The organism is Streptomyces sp. NPDC029041, assembly GCF_040637515.1.
Classification (GTDB): domain Bacteria; phylum Actinomycetota; class Actinomycetes; order Streptomycetales; family Streptomycetaceae; genus Streptomyces.
Map to the genome: position 1 here is coordinate 58,401 of NZ_JBEZWO010000021.1, position 17,654 is coordinate 76,054.

General features: G+C 68.0%; 12 protein-coding genes and 2 pseudogenes. 8 read left to right on the forward strand and 6 right to left on the reverse strand.

The window, feature by feature from the left end; genetic code table 11:
- Window positions 1–72: 72 nt before the first annotated feature.
- Window positions 73–1,113, reverse strand: a complete 1,041-nt coding sequence (locus AB0F04_RS35315; RefSeq protein ID WP_362049680.1) for an NAD-dependent epimerase/dehydratase family protein — start codon at window positions 1,111–1,113, stop codon at window positions 73–75.
- Window positions 1,107–2,528 carry an aminotransferase class III-fold pyridoxal phosphate-dependent enzyme gene (locus tag AB0F04_RS35320; RefSeq protein ID WP_362049683.1) on the reverse strand — a complete coding sequence of 474 codons (1,422 nt, stop codon included), beginning with the start codon at window positions 2,526–2,528 and terminating at the stop codon, window positions 1,107–1,109. Before AB0F04_RS35320 ends, AB0F04_RS35315 begins: the two co-directional genes overlap by 7 nt.
- Before the next feature lie 427 nt (window positions 2,529–2,955).
- Between AB0F04_RS35320 and AB0F04_RS35325 the strand changes: the two genes are divergently transcribed.
- Window positions 2,956–4,158: a helix-turn-helix domain-containing protein gene (locus tag AB0F04_RS35325; protein ID WP_362049686.1), complete on the forward strand. Its 1,203-nt coding sequence runs from the start codon at window positions 2,956–2,958 to the stop codon at window positions 4,156–4,158.
- Window positions 4,159–4,382: 224 nt separating this feature from the next.
- Here the strand turns inward: AB0F04_RS35325 and AB0F04_RS35330 are convergent.
- A pseudogene (locus AB0F04_RS35330) lies at window positions 4,383–4,656 on the reverse strand (IS6 family transposase); the annotation flags it as partial.
- Here AB0F04_RS35330 and AB0F04_RS35335 point away from each other — a divergent pair.
- The 7 genes and pseudogenes from AB0F04_RS35335 to AB0F04_RS35365 all read left to right on the forward strand — a co-directional run.
- Window positions 4,649–5,309 (forward strand): annotated as a pseudogene (locus AB0F04_RS35335) (transposase family protein); the annotation flags it as partial. The pseudogenes AB0F04_RS35330 and AB0F04_RS35335 sit on opposite strands and share 8 nt — an antisense overlap.
- A 40-nt stretch (window positions 5,310–5,349) precedes the next feature.
- Window positions 5,350–5,958, forward strand: coding sequence for a TetR/AcrR family transcriptional regulator (locus AB0F04_RS35340; protein WP_362049689.1), 609 nt, complete (start codon window positions 5,350–5,352; stop codon window positions 5,956–5,958).
- A 77-nt stretch (window positions 5,959–6,035) separates the two neighbouring features.
- Window positions 6,036–7,370 carry an MFS transporter gene (locus AB0F04_RS35345; RefSeq protein WP_362049692.1) on the forward strand — a complete coding sequence of 445 codons (1,335 nt, stop codon included), beginning with the start codon at window positions 6,036–6,038 and terminating at the stop codon, window positions 7,368–7,370.
- Between the two features lie 1,370 nt (window positions 7,371–8,740).
- A complete protein-coding gene (locus AB0F04_RS35350; protein ID WP_362049695.1) occupies window positions 8,741–11,794 on the forward strand; it encodes an RICIN domain-containing protein in 3,054 nt (1,017 codons plus the stop codon).
- 473 nt (window positions 11,795–12,267) lie between these two features.
- Window positions 12,268–12,567, forward strand: a complete 300-nt coding sequence (locus tag AB0F04_RS35355) for a hypothetical protein (RefSeq protein ID WP_362049698.1) — start codon at window positions 12,268–12,270, stop codon at window positions 12,565–12,567.
- Between the two features lie 264 nt (window positions 12,568–12,831).
- On the forward strand, window positions 12,832–12,975 hold the full coding sequence (locus AB0F04_RS35360; RefSeq protein ID WP_362049701.1) for a hypothetical protein: 144 nt from the start codon (window positions 12,832–12,834) through the stop codon (window positions 12,973–12,975).
- Window positions 12,976–13,361: 386 nt separating this feature from the next.
- Entirely contained in the window at window positions 13,362–14,462 is a 1,101-nt protein-coding gene (locus AB0F04_RS35365; RefSeq protein ID WP_362049704.1) for an extracellular solute-binding protein, read from the forward strand.
- A gap of 318 nt (window positions 14,463–14,780) precedes the next feature.
- Here AB0F04_RS35365 and AB0F04_RS35370 read toward each other — a convergent pair whose 3' ends face one another.
- The 3 genes from AB0F04_RS35370 to AB0F04_RS35380 form a co-directional block, all read right to left on the reverse strand.
- Window positions 14,781–15,137 (reverse strand): hypothetical protein, encoded by a 357-nt coding sequence (locus tag AB0F04_RS35370; protein ID WP_362049707.1) that lies wholly within the window; start codon window positions 15,135–15,137, stop codon window positions 14,781–14,783.
- Window positions 15,138–15,418: 281 nt separating this feature from the next.
- On the reverse strand, window positions 15,419–15,847 hold the full coding sequence (locus tag AB0F04_RS35375; protein ID WP_362049710.1) for an AQJ64_40280 family protein: 429 nt from the start codon (window positions 15,845–15,847) through the stop codon (window positions 15,419–15,421).
- Between the two features lie 374 nt (window positions 15,848–16,221).
- Window positions 16,222–17,490, reverse strand: a complete 1,269-nt coding sequence (locus tag AB0F04_RS35380) for a cation:proton antiporter (protein ID WP_362049713.1) — start codon at window positions 17,488–17,490, stop codon at window positions 16,222–16,224.
- Between the last annotated feature and the right edge of the window lie 164 nt (window positions 17,491–17,654).

The window sequence follows — 17,654 nt, forward strand, 5'->3', positions numbered from 1 at the left end:
ACGAAGGCGAGGGAGAGCGGGGAGGAAAGAAGAGAGAGGAGGGGGGGAAGGCAGGGGGGTGAGCGGTACGGCTCAGAAGAGGACTTTGGCAAGGCCGAGCGCGCCCTGGCGCCACGGGTCCCGGCTCGTCCGGCCGGACTTGGCGGCCCGCGTTGCGCGGGGCTGTTCGCGCCACCAGCGGTAGGTGGCGAGGATGGCGTCCCGGTTGGAATGGCGGGGCACGAAGCCCAGTACGTCGCGGATGTGGTCGGTGCTGACGTAGGAGTCCGCGCGCAGTTTGTGCAGCAGCCGGTCGTATACCGGGGACAGCTTGGCCTTCTCCAGGAGCTTCAGCGCGGCGAGAGCGGGGCCGGCCGGGACGGAGACGATGCGTTTGCCGTGTCCGGCTTCGTCGAGGACGGCTTGGAAGTCCTCGCGCAGGGTGCCGAATTCGGCGGCGGCGACGTTGAAGGTGTCGTTCGCCGCTGCGGCGGGAGCGGTGGCGGCCAGCACGACGGCGTCGACCAGGTCGTCGATGGCGAGCATCTGGATGCGTACGTCGCCGCGGCCGAGCACGGGGAAGTTGCGCCCTTCCTCGGCCCATTCGAAGAGCATCGAGAACAGTCCCATGCGACCAGGCCCCACGAAGGTCTTGGGCCGCAGTACCGGGAGCAGCATGCCCCGTTCACGGAAGCTCAGTGCCAGGGCCTCGGCCTCGGCCTTGGCGCGGCTGTAGGGGTCGACGGGGGCGTAGGGGTACGTCTCGGGGGTGGGGACGACGCCCGGGAGGCCGTAGACGGCTGTGGAGGAGATGTAGACGGTGCGGGGGACCTCCAGGCGGCGGGCCGCGCTCAGGAGGGTGCGGGTGCCGCCCACGACGATGGAGCGGATCTCCTCGGCCGGATAGCTCGGCAGAGCCGCCGCGCAGTGCACGATCAGGTCGGCGCCCCGCGTGGCACGCTCCACCGCCTCGGCGTCGCGGATGTCGGCGGTGATCTCCCGTACTCCCGAGGGCGGTTGGCCGGGGGTGATGTCCAGACCGGTCACGGACCAGCCGTCGGCGGCGAAGCGCGCGACGAGGTTGCGGCCCAGCATGCCGCTGCTGCCCGTGATCAGGACGCTGCGGCTCACCATCGGGCCAGCACCCGGTCGCGGACGAACTTGGTGAGCAGGCCCGGCAGTCCCTTGGCGAGGGTCGCGTCCAGGCTCTGCAGGAAGTAGTCCACCTCGGCCGGTTCCATGACCAGGGACGGGGCCACCACCAGCGGGTTGTCGCCGTTGGGGCTGAGGTAGGTGAGGATGTTGTGCTCGCGGTAGAGCTCGGCGATCACCGCGCTGGTGATCAGCTTGGTGCGGAACTTCGGGTCGGACGACAGTCCGGAGGGGGCCAGCTTGCCCGCGAGGTCGAGCAGTTTGGCCCCGCCGTCGAGGAAGACGCCGTGGATGGCGCCGACGCCGGCGGTGTGCCGCACAGTGCCGGGATGCTTGCGCTGGATCTCCTGGAGTCCGTGCGTGAGCATCTCCTCGATCTTGCGGGCCCGGCCGGGGAGGTCCTCCTCCACGATGATGTTGACGGCCTCGATCGCGGTGGCGGTCTCCTCGCCGAAGCCGTAGTACGTCGTGGAGTGCAGGATCACCTCACTGAGCCGGTCGTACGCCTTGCGGAAGACCGGTTCGCGGGTGGTGTAGCCAGAGATGGACGCCTTGCCGCCGCCGAACGACTTGGAGTAGGTGAGGATGTCCGGTATGAGGCCGTCGTAGCGCATGAAGTAGAACAGGCTGCCCGACTTCCCCCACCCGGTGTAGATCTCGTCGAAGACGAGGATGATGTCCTCCCGGGTGCACAGTTCCCGCAGTTCCCGCAGAGCGCTCTCGGTCCAGCTGTTCATGGTGGAGGCGCTGAACGGCTCCACCATGATCGCGTAGACGTCGCAGTCCCCGTCGGCGGTGCGATGCTGCGCGACCAGGTCGCGAATGGCGTCGATGTCACCGTACGGATACGTGACGTTGGGGATGCCGGGGAAGCGGAAGCTGTTCTCAAGGGAGCCGGTGAGGCTGCCCGTGGCGAGGAGCTTTCCGTGGAAGCTCATGTCCGAGCGCAGGATCGTCTGCCGTCTGCCCTCGTGGTACTTGTACGCCAGCTTGATGGCGCCCTCGTTCGCCTCCGCGCCGGAGTTGGGGAAGTACGAGATGTCGAGGTCACCGGGCAGGAGACGGCCGACGTTGTGGCTGAGCGCGGCGACGTAGGGCGACAGGAACGCCTTGTGGACCTCCATCCGGTGGCGTTCGGCGAAGCGCCTGCGCGCCTCGAGGATGCGCGGGTGGTTGTGCCCGTGGTTCAGCACCCCGACGGCTCCGGTGAAGTCGAGGATCTTCCCGCCGTCCCGGGTGTACAGCCAGACCCCCTCGGCCTTCTCGATCATCTGCTTGCCGAAGCCGAACGTGGTGGTGAGGGAGACGTGGCTGCGGCTCACGTACTCCCGGTACAGGGCCTGCACCTGCTTGGCGCTGAGCTGTTCGCACTGCTCGATTCCGATGAGCTCGGGCATGGATCGATTCCCTTCATGCTGCTGATTCACGCTGTGGGGTGACGTGGGGTCAGGAGGCGTCCTGGCGGGGCCAGTCGATCTGCGCGGTGGTGGCGAGGTGCTGGACGCTGTGGAGCTCTTCCATGGCTGAGGACCGCCTGAAGGTGCGCTGGGATGTGGGGGAATGCGCTTTCTGCGTCGTGTTGCCAGAGGAACGTAACAGCGATTGCCACCGTTTGGCAATAGATTGCCAAACGGTGGCAACGTGCTCGTACTGGTGTGTTGGCAGGAAGTGCAGGGTCCATCACGGATGCGCCACTCCGTTTTTGCCATCCGTTTTCCCTGTCATGAGGCAGTACCTGCTTACGCGCGCGTGGCAAGCATTTGCCAAGCTTTACTCAACGAGCTAGCGTGGGGGTCCGATCCCTCGAACGGCTGGTGGAATGACATGGTGGAGCAGCCTGCCTTCGGGCGCCGCCTCAAAGAACTGCGCACGGAGCGGGGGCTGTCACAGGCCGCCCTCGCCGGCGACGACATGTCGACCGGATATCTCTCCAGGCTGGAGTCAGGAGCGCGGCAGCCGACGGCACGCGTGATCGCCTACCTCGCCGAGCGGCTCCAAGTCGACCCGTGCGAGTTCGACGTACCGAGCGTCGGCTCGGTCGCCGAGGCACTCGCCCTGGCCACGTCGGCCGACGGCGACGAGGCGCTGCAGAAGCTGGCCGCCGCTCTCGAACTGTCGCCCGCGGTCGATCCGACGCTCCGCTGGCAGGCCCTCTGGCTGCTCGCCGATGCCCACGCCCGACGCGGCGCGCGCCAGGAGGAGTCCGTTCTCCTGGAGGAACTGGTGCGCACCTCGGAGGAGTTGATGCTCCCCGAGCTGCAGTGCCGGGCCCGCACCCAGCTCGCTCGATGTCTGCGCACGCTCGGTGACATCCCCAGGGCCCTCAAGGCCGGGCAGGAGGCATGCCGTCTGGCCTACGACCACAAACTGCCGGTCCAGGACACGGGCGCGGCCCTGCTGACGCTGGTGTCGGTGGAGGCGGAAGCCGGTCGGCTCTCCGACGCGCGGGCCCACGCGGACGACCTGGTGGAGCTGGTGGCGGAGCGCAACGGCACGCTGCGCGCCGAAGCGCTGTGGGCCGCCGCCACCGTAACCTTCCGGCAGGGTGACTCGGCCACCGCGCGCGAACGGCTGGAACAGGCCCTGGCGGAGCTCGACAGCCGTCTCGACCTGGTGCTGTGGATGCGGCTGCGCCTCGCCGCGGCCTCCTTGTACTTGCAGGCCTCGCCCCGGCAGCTCGACGAGTGCCGCCGGCGCCTGGACGAGGCCGAGCCCGCCCTCTCCCTCGTCGGCACCCCGGTGCACCAGCAGGAGATGCTGACACTGCGGGTACATCTCGCCTTCGAGGAGGGCAGGTACGCCGACGCACGGGCGGCGCACGACGAACTCGTCCTCGACGAGCTGCGGCTCACCTACCGGGACCGGATCAGACTCGACGTGCTGCACAACCGGCTACTGATCCTGGAGGGCCAGGCGCAACAGGGCGCCCAGCAACTGCGCGAGCTCGCCGAGCGGGCCCAGCAGACGTCGAACATCGACCTGGCCGCCGAGATCTGGCGCACCCTGGCGGAGACGCCCAAGGACTGATGCCGCTGATGCCCTGAGCGGCTCAGGCAGTACACCCAGCAGGGCAACGGCTTCCCCGCCGACGTCTTCGCCGGTGCCGCTGAGGCGGGGTTCTGTCAAACGAGCGGTTCAATTAGGTGGTTGGTTTACAGGCGGGCTGCGGAGAATCGGCCGTCGAAGGTGATGTCGAAGGCGTTCAGAGCGGTCTTCCAGCGCATGGTCCAGTCGGGCTCGAGGCCTATGGCTCAGGCCGCTGCGGGTCGGCCGGTCACCTGGTCCCGATCGCGAAGCGGATGGTCATCTCGGTCGGTAGCCGGGAGCGGTGTCATCCGGTGACACCGGGGTCGGAAGAAATGGGGTGAGATGCCTCTGAACGCGGACAGGAACCGCTGGGCCGCGCCGGTACCGCGGAAGCCTTTCATCGCGCGTTCGCGCTGCCGCGTTGGCTGGTGGCTGTTCGTGGGAGCGGTGCTCCACCGAGGGCACGACCTCGCGGTGGGCCGCTCCGTAGCAGGCCCTGCTCGTCCTGGCTCCCCTGCGATGCGGACACACCGACGCCCAGCCGGCCACCGGGTTCGGCATCAGCCTCAGCACCGTCTACCGGTACGTGAGCGAGGCCGTCGAACTGCTGGCCGCCCTCGCTCCTGACCTCGCCGCAGCGGTACGCGCCGCTTCCCGCAAAGCCTTCGTGATCCTGGACGGAACCCTTCTGCCCATCGACCGTATCGCTGCTGACCAGCCCTTCTATCCCGGCTATTCCGGCAAACACAAGAAACACGGCATGAACGTCCAAGTCCTGGCCGACCCGGCAGGCAGACTGCTGTGGGCCTCACATGCGCTGCCCCGAAGCCCTTCACCACCCTTCGTGCGGCCCGAGAACACGGCATCGTCGACTCCCTGGCTGGGGCCGGCATCCGCTGCTGGGCCGACAGGGGATACCAAGGAGCCGGCAGAACCGTCCGCGTGCCGTACCGCGGTCGCTGGGAGAAGCTCTCTGCAGGTCAGCAGGCGGTCGACCCGCCCATGCAGAAATTTGGGCGCTGGGTGAGCAGGCCATGGCCACGCTCAAGACCTGGCGCCTGCTGCGCGAGTTGCGGTGCAGCACCACCCGCACCACCAGCCTTGTTCAGGCCGTCCTCACCCTTCACCTGACCTGCTCGAGCCAAGGTTGAGAACGGCTCAGTGTGAACTGAAATAGGGTAGACACTGTCTATGTCTACTTCCGTTCAGGAGCACGAACACGGTGACGGCTCCGGACTGCGGTCCCGTTTGGTGCAAGTCGGGGTCGACCTCGCGAACAGCGAAGGGGCGCAGGCGCTTTCGCTTCGGGAGCTCGCACGCCGGGCCGGAGTCTCGCACGGCGCTCCGCGCCGCTACTTCGCCACCCATCGGGAGCTGCTGTCCGCCATCGCGCGGCAGGGCTTCGAGCAGCTGGGCCGCAGAGCGGTCGAGGTGGTCGGCGACGGCCGGGCGGGCGCCCGCGACCAGCTGCTGGCGCTGGCGCGCGGCTATCTCGACTTCGCGCTGTCCAACCGCGGCATGTTCGAGCTGATGGTCCGCCACGACCTGCTGGAAAGTAACCACCTCGGCCTACGGGAGGCGAGCCTGCCGCTTTTCGGCGTGCTCGTGGAGCTCGTAAGCCGGGTGGAGCGGCCCACCGATGCGCCGCCGGAGGTCGTCGCGGGCACGCTGTGGGCAAACCTGCACGGCATAGCCCAGTTGTGGATCTGGGGCAGCCTCCCGCTCGTGACGGGCGCCGAAGACATCGAACCGCTGCTGCAGGCCGTGCTGGACGCGCACCTCGGACCGGCCGCCGAGTGAGCCGGGCGAGACTGACGGAGAAGGGGACGTCCCGGAGCCATCGGCGGCTGGTACTCCTCAGCAGCATCACCGGCGCCGTGGTCGTCGCTGTCGACGGTACCGCGCTGACCATCGTGCAGCCCGTGATGCAGCGGGACCTCCACGCCTCGCTCGTCGAGGTCCAGTGGACCAGTACCGGCTATCTCATCGCCGTGGCGAGCCTTCTCGTCTTCGCCGGACGCCTCGGCGACCGCTACGGCCACCAGCGACTCTTCGCGACGGGGATCCTCGGCTTCGCGGCGGCGTCCTTGGCCATCGGCCTCGCGAGCGGGATCGGCTGTGTCATCGCCCTGCGCATCGCCCAGGGCGTCTTCGGAGCACTGCTGCAACCGGCCACCCTCGGCATGCTGCGCGCAGCGTACGCGCCCGACCGGCTCGGCACGCCCATTGCGGTGCGCACAGCAGCCATCGGTGTGGCGGCCGCGGCCGGGCCGCTCGTCGGCGGGGCGCTCGCCGCGCAGCTGGGCTGGCGGGCGGTGTTCTTCCTGAGCGCCGTGCCCGCTCTCGCGGTGGGCGTGACGGCTCTTGCCGTACGTGTACCTGCGTCGGCACCGGATCCCGTTGACTCTCCGGAAGCGCCCGCGAGGCTCGACCTGCCCGGCGCCGTCCTCCTCGCGACGGCTCTGGCGTGTCTGGTGCACACGCTCGTCGGCCTGCCGGAGAACGGCTGGAGGGCTGCCACCCTGCCGTGCCTCGCCGCGGCGGTCGTCGCGACCGGCGCCTTCGTACGGCACGAACGCCGCGTCGCCGGCCCGCTGGTGCCCGCCAGCGTGGCCGGGTCGAAGCCCATCACATCAGGACTCGGCGTCCTGACGGCGGCCTCGGCGTCCATGTTCGGCGCGCTGTTCGTCGGAACGTACTTCCTTCAGGATGTCCTGGCGCTGGATCCGCTCCAAAGCAGCCTCCGGGCACTGCCCGGCCCCGTGGCGATGGTGCTCGGCGCCCCGGCCGCCGCGGCAATGGCCCGCCTCCAAGGCCCTCGCCGTACGGCGGTCGCGGCGATGGTGCTCGTCACCGTCGGCATCCTCTTGATGTCCGGGCTCGACGAGGCATCGTCCGCCCTGGCGATCGGCTGCTGCTTCCTCGTACTCGGCGCGGGTTTCGGCATGGTGATGGCCACGGCGACGGCCGTCATTGTGCGCGAGTCCTCGGCCACGACCGCCGGCGTGACTGGCGGCCTCCAGCAGACTGCGATGAACGTCGGCCCGGCACTCGGCGTCGCCGGGGCCACGACGCTGCTGCGGCCCAGCGCCGCTGCCTTCACCTCCACCATGGGCCCGGCGCTGCTGGCGCTCGCCGGGGTGGCTGCGGTGGGGGCGCTGTTGGCGACGCAGCTTCCGACACGTGGCGGGCGGAGGGCGGCCCCGCATTGAACCTCTCCAGGAATCGATGCGCGTCATCATCGCTCTGTCCTCCAGGGTGGGTGTGCGCATGCCTTCGGGAGGCGAGTCGGCGGCGAGGATGCGGTGACTGAGCGCCGCCTGGTGGGCGCGTGCCAGTGCCCGGGCCGCGTGCTCCGGGGGGCGGCTCAGAGCAGCGGAGGACGCCAGGACCTGTTCCAGATGCGAAAGCGCCCGCCGCAGCTCGGCCCTCGTCGCTTGGTGCTCCAGCTGACCGGTCCAGTAGAGGAACTCCGGGGCCTCCTGGACGAGTCGGCGGTACAGCTCCTCGTACCGTTCCACCGCACGGCCCGACGGGTCGGGCTGGTTGAACCGCCCCGACTCGGGGTCGTAGAAGGCCTGGCGGCAGGTGCAGCCTGATACGGAGATGGCCGCTGGGCTGTTCTTGTCCTCCGTGACGCACGGGTGGAACAGGGACGGGATCTTCGTCGGCTGCACGAGGGCGACTTCCTGCTCATCGCCCGGGCGGGCGTCGAACCGGCAATACATCCGATGTATAGGGGGCGAGAGAGAGGTTTTGACGTGGCAGGTTCACGTCGATCTTACTGTAACCGCAGGTAATCCCCGCTTGTGATCGGCTTTTCTGTGTGAAGTATGGACAACGCTTCTGATGCACCCTATACATACATCCCATGTTCTGGTTGTTGTCGATGGGACCGGGACGCCTCCTTGACGCATCAAGACAGGGGCCCGCATGTCCTTGGGTGTTCAACACGGCTTGACCAGCCCAAAGCGCCGGGCGCGATGACCGAGTTGATGACTGGAGGGCGCGCCCGTGCGGGTGGCAGTCGTGTCCAGGACCAAGCGGCCGCCCCGGCTCGCTCGGAGGAGCGGGTGTCGCCGCAGTGGCAGCCTCTCAGCCGGCTGTCGGGTGGAGCGGGTCTCGCGGCGGGGAAAGGTGCGGGCCGCGGCAGCCATCAGGTCCTCGAGGAGCGCGCGGTGCCGGTCATGCGATGTTGTCTGCGCGGCAGCCGTCCGCGTTCTGATGGCGCGTCATGTGTCGACATGGCGGCGGCTGTCCTGGTATCCGCGCCCGGCACGGGCCTCCCGCCCGGATCGCGCACTACGAGCGCCGGGTCCTCAGCGACCGCCCACCGCAAGTCGAGCCCCGAACCCCTGGTGTCCCGACGGACCCACCGTGGCCCAGAAGGGGGCCGACGTACCGGGAGCCGCTGCCACCAGTCGTCAAGCACGAACGCTGCTTGACGGCATACGAGACGGGCTTGAGCGAGAGCCAGTCGTCGATCGCGTTCGCCACGCCCGCGGTGACAACCACCAGCTCATCGCGGGGGTGGCGATGTGAGCGTTCACATCGTTACGGACCCCCACACCGAGGAGTAGTCGTGCATCAGCACAGTCCACCGCTACACCGGAGACGTTTCGGACGGTTGTTCATGGTCGTCGCGGCGCTGTTCGCCGGAGCCCTGGCGGCGCCGCCGTCGGCCTCCGCCACGCCGCCGGAGACGACCACCACGTCGGTGACGGACATCGACGGATTCACCGCGGGCAACGCCGCGATCAGGTCGGTCGACCTGGCCGGAACGTGGGGCTTCACGCCGAAGGGCCGCTCGGCGACGTCGATCACCGTGCCCGGCGGCGGCTGGTACAAGCAGGGCTTCACGGACGTCAACGAGGCGACGTACACGCGCACCGTGACCGTGCCGGACACGGGTCAGCCGCAGTCGGTGCGGATCGAGTTCGGCGCGGTGAACCACCAGGCGACGCTGTCGGTGGACGGGCAGGTGGTCGGCACCCAGACCACCTCCTTCACGCCGTCGAACTTCGACATATCCGCCTTCGCCGCCCCCGGCACCACCCACACGATCAGTGTGAACGTCAAGGGCCGCTACGCCCTGATGAATGCCAGTGGAGGGCAGACCCTGGTTCCCGACGCCGCCAACTGGTCCGAGGCGATTCCCCAGGGCATCTACCGCTCGGCATTCATGCGCGTGTACCCGGCGGTGCACGTCAGTGACGCGTTCGTCCGCACCTCCGTGGCCGACAAGACCCTCACCTACGACGTGTCCGTGACGAACACCTCCAGCAGTTCGCGCTCGGTGACGCTGACCGGCTCGCTCGCCTCCGACAGCGGTGGGTCGTTCGACTACCCGTCGCTGCCCAGCCGCACGGTCACCGTGGCCGCCCACTCGACCGCCAAGGTGACGATCGGCCCGGTGGCGTGGAACCTCGGCTCCGCCTCGTACTGGTGGCCGAACGTGCCCTACCGTTCCGGGTACCGCGCCCAGCTGCACAAGCTGTCGGTGCACGCGTCCACCGACAACGGCCGCACCAGCGACGCCTCCTACCGGTTCGGCTTCCGGGACACCACCCAGAACGGCGAGTACTACTACGTCAACGGCGTCCGCATGAACTTCCGCGGTGGCAGCCTGCAGGGCGCGGACTACGACCGGATCGACAACGGCGGCAAGGGCGACGCGTATGACACGCTCCCCGGCTTCCTCCCGCCGTCCGCGGGCAACGGCGGCTGGCCGAAGGCGGTCGACAACTATCAGAGGCTCAACTACAACGTGGTCCGCATCCATCAGGAGCCGGGCAGCCCGTACATGCTCGATGTGGCCGACGAGATGGGCCTGATGATCATCGACGAGACGGCCATCCGCGGCACCTGCAGCTGCCAGGACTTCGTCGCCGGGCACGACAACATGGTCAGCCATGCCAAGGCGCTGACGCTGCGTGACCGCAACCACCCCTCGATCATCCGCTGGAGCCAGAGCAACGAACCGGACCTCAGCCGCTACGACTCCGAGTCCTTCGAGAAGGACTTGTACAACGCGATGAACGGCAACGACGGCACCCGGCCGGTCAGCGTCGACACCGGCTGGAACACCAACCCGTACTCCAACCTGCTGAACGGCAACTTCGCCGTCTTCTCCCACTACATCGACGGCATCGGCAAGTACGGCGAAAGGCGCGTCGACCTGGCCGGCCGGCCCGACGGTGAGGGCGAGTACGTCTGGGACAAGTCCAACACCAAGCAGGGCTTCGAGTGGTTCGCCACCACGACGATCGCCAAGCGCGCCAAGGACGCCAGCGACCTGCGCCCCTACACCCTGCTGTCCGGCTGGGCCGGCTTCGTACCCGGAGTGAAGAGCACCGACTTCGTCCCCGAAGAGGGCGGTCACCCCGTCTACGGCGAGGACAACCTGCCCAACCCGTGGAGCAACCCGCAGATCCAGCGAATCCAGGCCGCGTTCAACCCGATCGCCGCTGTCGACCTGCCCTACTGGTCGGCCTCCGGCGAGTCGGACGCGAACGGCGCCTTCCCGCTCCCGGACAAGGTCGACACCTATTCCCACAACAGCACCGTCACCCGGAACATCACCGTCTTCAACGACGACTTGAGCGGTACGTCCGTCGGCTTCAACTGGACGGCGCGGCTCGACCGGCCCGACGGCACGGTCATCGCGTCCGGAACCGAGTCCCTCACCATCCCGCTCGGCTCCCGGGTCACCCGGCCGGTCTCGTTCAAGGCGCCGTCCAGCGGCTCCCGCGTGTACCTGGTGCTGTCGACCACGAAGTCGGGCAGCACCACGTTCACCGACTCGGTCGAGTACCTCAACCTGGGCAACTCCTCGAGCAACGTGGACGACGCCGCCACCGCGGTCTCCTACAGCGGCAGTTGGGGTCACGCGAGCGACGAGAACGGCCCGTACGCCGGCACGAACTCCTACAGTGACGCCACGGGCGACACGGCGACGCTGAACTTCGTCGGTACCGGTGTCACGCTGCACTCCGTGACCGCGCCGAGCCACGGCATGGTGAGCGTCTCCATCGACGGCGGGGCCGAGGCACTGGTCGACCTGTACTCGGCGCAGCGCACCGGCGACGTCTCGGTGTGGACCAGCCCCCGGCTGGCCTCCGGCAAGCACACGATCCGGGTGCGCGTCACCGGCACCAAGCGGGACGCCGCGACGCACGACTGGGCCAGCATCGACCGCTTCGAGATCGTCAACAAGCCGGTGACAGGTACGAACTACCGTGTCGTCAACCGACACAGCGGCAAGTCGCTCGCCGTGGCCGACGGGTCGACCGGGGACGGCGCGTTGGTCGTCCAGAAGACGGACGGCGGTGCCTGGACCATCAACTCCGCCCCCGGCGGCGCGTACACACTGAGCTACGTCAGCACCGGCAAGGTGCTCGATGTCGACGGCTTCAAGTCGACCGTCGGTCTCCAGCTTCAGCAGTGGAGTGCCACCGGCGGCACCAACCAGCGATGGTTCCTGCGCCCCAACTCCGACGGGTACTTCACCATCGTCAGCCACGACAGCGGGCTGGCGGCGGATGTGTACGGCTGGAACTCCAGCGACGGCGCCAAGGTCGTGCAGTACACCGCCGGCGACGGCGCCAACCAGCAATGGCAGCTGGTACCGGCGTGATCTGTTCCCAACCCTCATCCGCATCCTGACGGCTGAGGACCTCCGAGGCCGCTGACGACCGGTCAGTGGCCCCGGGCGGGTGCGGCCGTGAGTCGCGCGATCAGGACGGTCCTCTGTACGCGGATGTCCGACCTGCCTTCACCCGGCCACAGAGGCTCTGACCCGAGATCGGGGCAGAGCCTCTGGGCGTGGGAGGAGCGATCCGCTGTGCGGCCGGCCGAGTACCGGGTCTGAAACGGCCCGTACGGAAGACGGCATCGACGACGCTGAGGGGCGGGAGCGTGAGCGACCGCTGTCGGATCCCGGCTTGGACGAAGCGGTTCAGAAGGTCTGGGCTGTCGCGTCGCCATGCAGGACAGGCAGCGGGAGATCACCGCACACGCCGACCTCGTCCGAATCGGCCACCTGAGCGGCCACGCATCCCTTCGCAGCAGGGGCGCTAGCCTGCCCTTCGCGTCGGGGAAAGGAATGACATGGCAGAGAAGCGCTGGCAGCTCAGGCAGGAAGATCGCCTCGTTGGGACCTTGACCCTCGCGGGGATCGACATGTTCTGGTCGGACTGCCACTTCGAGCCTGCTGCCGCTTGGGACGACCTCCGCCCTCTCTTCGCCGCTTCGCGGGGTGCCTGGGTTTGCGGTGACGAAGAGGCTGCCCTGGCAGCCGATGAGGCGATCCATGCTGAGGCACTCATCCTCGTCCCCGACGGAGGTGGCGACCCCATCACCGACTTTCTGATCCGGATCGACGGACAGACGGCCCGCTTCCGGCACTGACCGCTCCTTGCTGGCACAACCCAGTCGGACGAGTCAGAGTGCAGAGGATGTCGAGGTGGAACGCGCCGTTCATTTCGTGCGAGGCGCTCTTGCAGAAGTTGGTGATGCCTGTCCTGCCGGCGAGCTTCTCCAGGACTATCGGCAGGTTCGGATATTCGACTGAGCGGGACAGCGTTCGTGAGCCCACCGCGGGGGCGGGCCGGCTCTTCAAACGGATCACGGAACCATCCTGATCCCATCCCGGCAGGGGCGGACCGGAGCGGGATGGCCTGGCTGGAGATGCGCCGCAGCCAGCCGGGCAACGCCTCGCAGTTGCTGCGTCGGCTCGGCCTCGGCGAGATCCCGCTGACGACGCCTTCCACGAACCTCAGCCCTGGCGGGCCGCCGCTCACCTGGAAGAACTCCTGATGACCTGAGGAGTCCTGCCCCATGTCGACAAGTACCTGTGTCCCTTGCAACGCTGGCTTCCCGGGCACTGTCCCGCTTTGCCGACCCCGAGCACGTCAAGATGATCAAGCTCTTCGAGACCTGGCGTGTCCTTCCCCGGCTGCGGGCCCGCGCCGAGCGAAGCCACATCACACCCAGCGTCCGACGGTTCGCCGCCGGGCAGATCATGCACGCGACCGCATTCCCTCGCCCAAGCCGTCCTCGAATGACCATGACCGGTCCGACCTTCACCTCGCAGGCACCGGCCCAGGCCATCAAGCTGTTGATCACCAGGCCGCAACCCCATCGACAACGGCCGCAGACCAAGGAGAACGTCAGTGAATGCTGGTCACTTGAGCAGGCGTCGGATGAACACGCTGCTGGCCGGGCTGGCCGTGCCGCTCGCAGTGGGCGGACCCGCCCAGGCGGCCACGCCATCCTCCGCACCGGGCGAGCGGTCCGAGAGTGACCAGTTGGAGGCCCTGTACCGCAAGGCCCGGCATGAACCGGGCACTCTCACCGTCTACGCGGGCGGAGACGCCTACCGTGGCCAGGACCGGATCGCCCAGGCATTCGAGCAGCGCTTCCCAGGTCTCGACATCGACATCAAGGTCGACCTGAGCAAGGACCTGGTCCCGCGCATCGACCTCGAACTGACCCGCGGCGGCCTCATGGCCGATATAGCCCACCTCCAGCTCTCCAACGACCTGGAACGCTGGAGGCGCGAAGGTCACCTGATGAAGTACCGCCCGCTCGGCTGGCACGCGATCCACCCGCGGTTCAAGGACGACGGCCACATCACGGGCATGAGCGTCATCGCCTTCGCCAACGTCGTCCGCAAAGACCTCCACGATCAGGGGAAGGCTCCGGTCGAGGCGCACGACTATCTCCGCCCGGAGTTCAAGGACAAGCTTGTCCTCACGTACCCCAACGATGACGACGCCGTGCTGTGGCAATTCCAGCAGCTGATCGAGAAGTACGGCTGGGAGTACCTCGACAGGCTGCGTGCCCAGAACCCTCAGTGGATCCGCGGCACGCGGCCCGCCGCCAACACGGTGGTCTCCGGCGCCAGGCAGGCCACCTTCACCGCTTCCAGTGCCCTGGCGCAGCCCGCCGACTCCACGGTGGTCTTCACCCTGCCCAGGAAGGACACCTTCCTCAGCTGGGCGCAGTCCGCCGCCATCCTCAAGGGCGCCCGGCGTCCGGCGGCGGCGAAGCTGTACCTGAGCTGGCTGACTTCAAAGGAGTACCAGGAGACCATGGTGTCCCAGTTCTCCGTCCGCACCGATGTGGCGCCCAAGGAGGGCTGGGGCACCGTCTTCGACTACCCGAACACCGACCCGACGGCCTTCCCGACGTGGCTGCGTGACCGCGCCGCCGTCGAGAAGTTCCGCAACGAGATCACCTTTTACCTGGGTCTGCCGAAGGGCGATTCCCCAACCAAGGAGACCTTCCCCGACCGTCCTTGAGCCGGCATCCCGTTGCGTCCGGGTTCGTCCCTGGGTTGGGGTCGGGACCGTCATTGGGATCGAAACGCCGTGATCACACCAGCCACACCAAGATCGTCCCACTCGGCCAGCGATCACGGGACAGGCTTCAACATTGCCGTAAAGCGCGACGCGGAGCTCTTAACCCGCAGACGCAGATGGACTCTGGACCAAACCCCACCCCCACACCTGAGAGAGGTCGACGCCTGCACCGCCGCTACGAACGGAAGCCGCAACACTTCCTCGTCTTCGCCGGCTTGGCGGCGCTTCCGATCGGATACCGCCGTCTGACCAAGACGGTCAGGGCCTGAGCTGATTCTGCTGAGGATCGAAGCACACCAGCCCCATCGACTCCGCCAGGTCCGCTGCCCAGGCAGAGACTTCCTCAGCCCTGCTCCAACTCATCGCGCAGTAGACGAGAGGGCCACCGGCCCCGCCGATCAACGGCCCAGCCGCCCACGGCGAAGCGTCCTCCACGTCCTCAGTCACGTCACCCCACCGCTCCACAAGCGCGGCAACGTACGCCGTGATGCGCTCGGTCGGGGGATCGCACACCTCTGTCTCCAGGTAGCGGTCGAAGAGGTCCGTGAAGACTCGACCGGCGGTCCTGTCATTCGCCGGCCGCTCTCCGTCCCACACGGCCAAGTCGTAACTCATGCCCGGACACTCTCACACCGCAACACAGCACAGACGGCCGCCAGGCATCAAAGGAAAGGAACCTGCGGGCAAGAGTTCACGTTCGGGAACCGGGTGCCGGTGATCGCCCAACCAGTGCCAGAAGGAACGCGCCCGGATCCGAAGTGAAAAGGGCATCCGCTGGGGCGGGCGCCCCCCTCAAAACCGCAGCCTGAAGATCCCGTCAAACCTACGCGGTCCCAGCACGAGTTGGACGGCCGACTATGCCGGTACTCGCGTCAAGTGTCCGAGCAGGTTGTGGGTCAGGTGATGGGACGAGCGCCCCGCGCGTTCTGGAGAGCTGATGGTACGTCTTCCCCAAGCACGACGTGCGTCATCCCGCCTGGCAGGGTGGGCAGCTCAGCCCAGTGGGTCACCGTTTCAGCACTGGTGAGGCCGTAGGGCAAACGGACAACCCCGTCGGAGTCGACGAAGCAGTCTCTGTGCTCTGCCCCGTCCTCACTCCAGTGCAGACTCGTGAAGTACATAGGCCTCACCAGCCAAAATTCCTCACCCAACGCCGTATCGGACTCAGTGGCGCTGCCGGCTGGATACCGGCCCGTGATCGCTGCTGCCACCGGAGTACCGCTCCGCGGCAGTCTCTCGCGTACGTTCGGCAACTGGTAGGACTGCCCGCCGCCCGCGAAGGTTGCCCGAACCGGAACGAGCATGGCACCAACCGCCACAACCATCGACCCGGCGAACCTATGTGGTCACGGCACCTAGGTCTGCCTGCGCGGCGAGGAAGAAGCAAGAAGGCGAAGAATCTCCCGACGACGGCGGGGCGCCACCTGTCGGCCCCACTCCGCCGCTGCCGGCGCGCCCCCGCGTCCACGCCGCCGTTCGGGCCGATGGCGATCCTGGAAGTTCCGGGTGTCGGCCCTTCAGGCCAGCGCTCGAGCGCTCCGCAACCAGCCTTCTGTTACGCACTTTCGGGTGACGGCCCTGCCCCATGTGGGGGTGGCGAACCCTGGCGGACAGATACCGAAGACCGGGAGCCGGTGAGGACCGCCGTCTGACCGCCCCCCGGCGGCCCGGCTCCGGTACGGGCCCGTACGCCTGCCCCCTACGAACGGCCGCCGAGATCCGCACCCTCGCGCCGCCGCTCCAGGTAGCCGATAGCCGGGGACGCCATGATCCCGTGCAGCACCACCGAGATCACCACCGTGAGGGCCACAATCGCCCACAATTCCCGTTCCAGCCCGCCGAAGGAGTCCTGCCCCAAGGCGTAAGCGAGGTAGAAAAGCGAACCGATGCCCCGGATCCCGAACAAGGCGACCACAGCACGCTCCTTCTTCCCCATGACGGTGCGGACCTGAGCTAGCCACCCGGTCAGCGGCCGTACGACGAGCAGCACCAGCACCCCCAGCACCGCGCCCATGAACGTCAGAGCGGACAAAGCACCGGCCACCAGGTATCCACCGAGCAGGAACAGCAGCACGGCCGTGAGCAACCGCTCGATCTGCTCGGTGAACTCGTGCAGCACCTTGTGATAGCCGTGACTGCGCTCGGCGGCCCTGATGACACAGGCGGTCACGAACACGGACAGGAAGCCATAACCGTGGAGCACCTCGGCGATGCCGTACGACACGAAGGTGGCTCCCAGCGCCACGAAGCCCTCCATGTGTTCGGACAGCCGCAGCTCCGGGGCACGCGCTCGGAAGAACATCCACCCGAGCAGCCAGCCGATACCGCCCCCGACGGTCAGCCCGACAGCGCACTTGCCCAGGAGGTCGGTCAGCGCCCACGATCCGATCCAGTCCGCCGACCACCCTGTCCCGGCCGCCGCGGCGAGGGCGATCGCCGCGTAGACGAACGGGAAGGCGAGTCCGTCGTTGAGCCCGGCCTCACTGGTCAGGGAGAACCGCACCTCGTCCTCGTCGCGCTCGGTACCCAGCGGCTCCCCCACGCGCACCTCGCCGGCCAGCACAGGGTCTGTGGGAGCGAGCACGGCCCCCAGCAGCAGAGCGGCGGCGGGTGGCCAGTCGAGCAGCCCCCAGGCCAGCAGGGCGATGGCCGCCACGGTCAGCGGCATCGTGATGCCCAGCAGCCGCCACGCACTGGACCACCGGCGCCAGCCGAAGGGCCGGTCGATGGCGAGCCCCGCGCCCATCAGCGACACGATCACACACACCTCAGTGGTGTGCTCGACCCAAAGCCGGTCACGAACGGGATCCACAGCCGGCACGCCCATCGGCAGCAACTCGATGAGAACACCCGCGGCGAGGAAGACCATGGGCAACGACAACGGCCGTCTGGACACCACGCGGGGCAGCACAGCCGCCGCCAGTGCTCCCAGGCCCAGACAGACGTAGACCACGTCCGAAAGCGTCACTGCGATCCTCCTGCCCGACGTGATCAGTCCAGGCCAGGTGTGTACCCCATCCGCCCGGCGCCTCGCCCGGGTACGACACAGAGCCTGCTGCCTGCCCGTTTGCGGCGGACAAGGTGGGGGTGGGCCGCCGAGCCCGCTGAGGTCAGGGTGTGAAGAACGCGCCA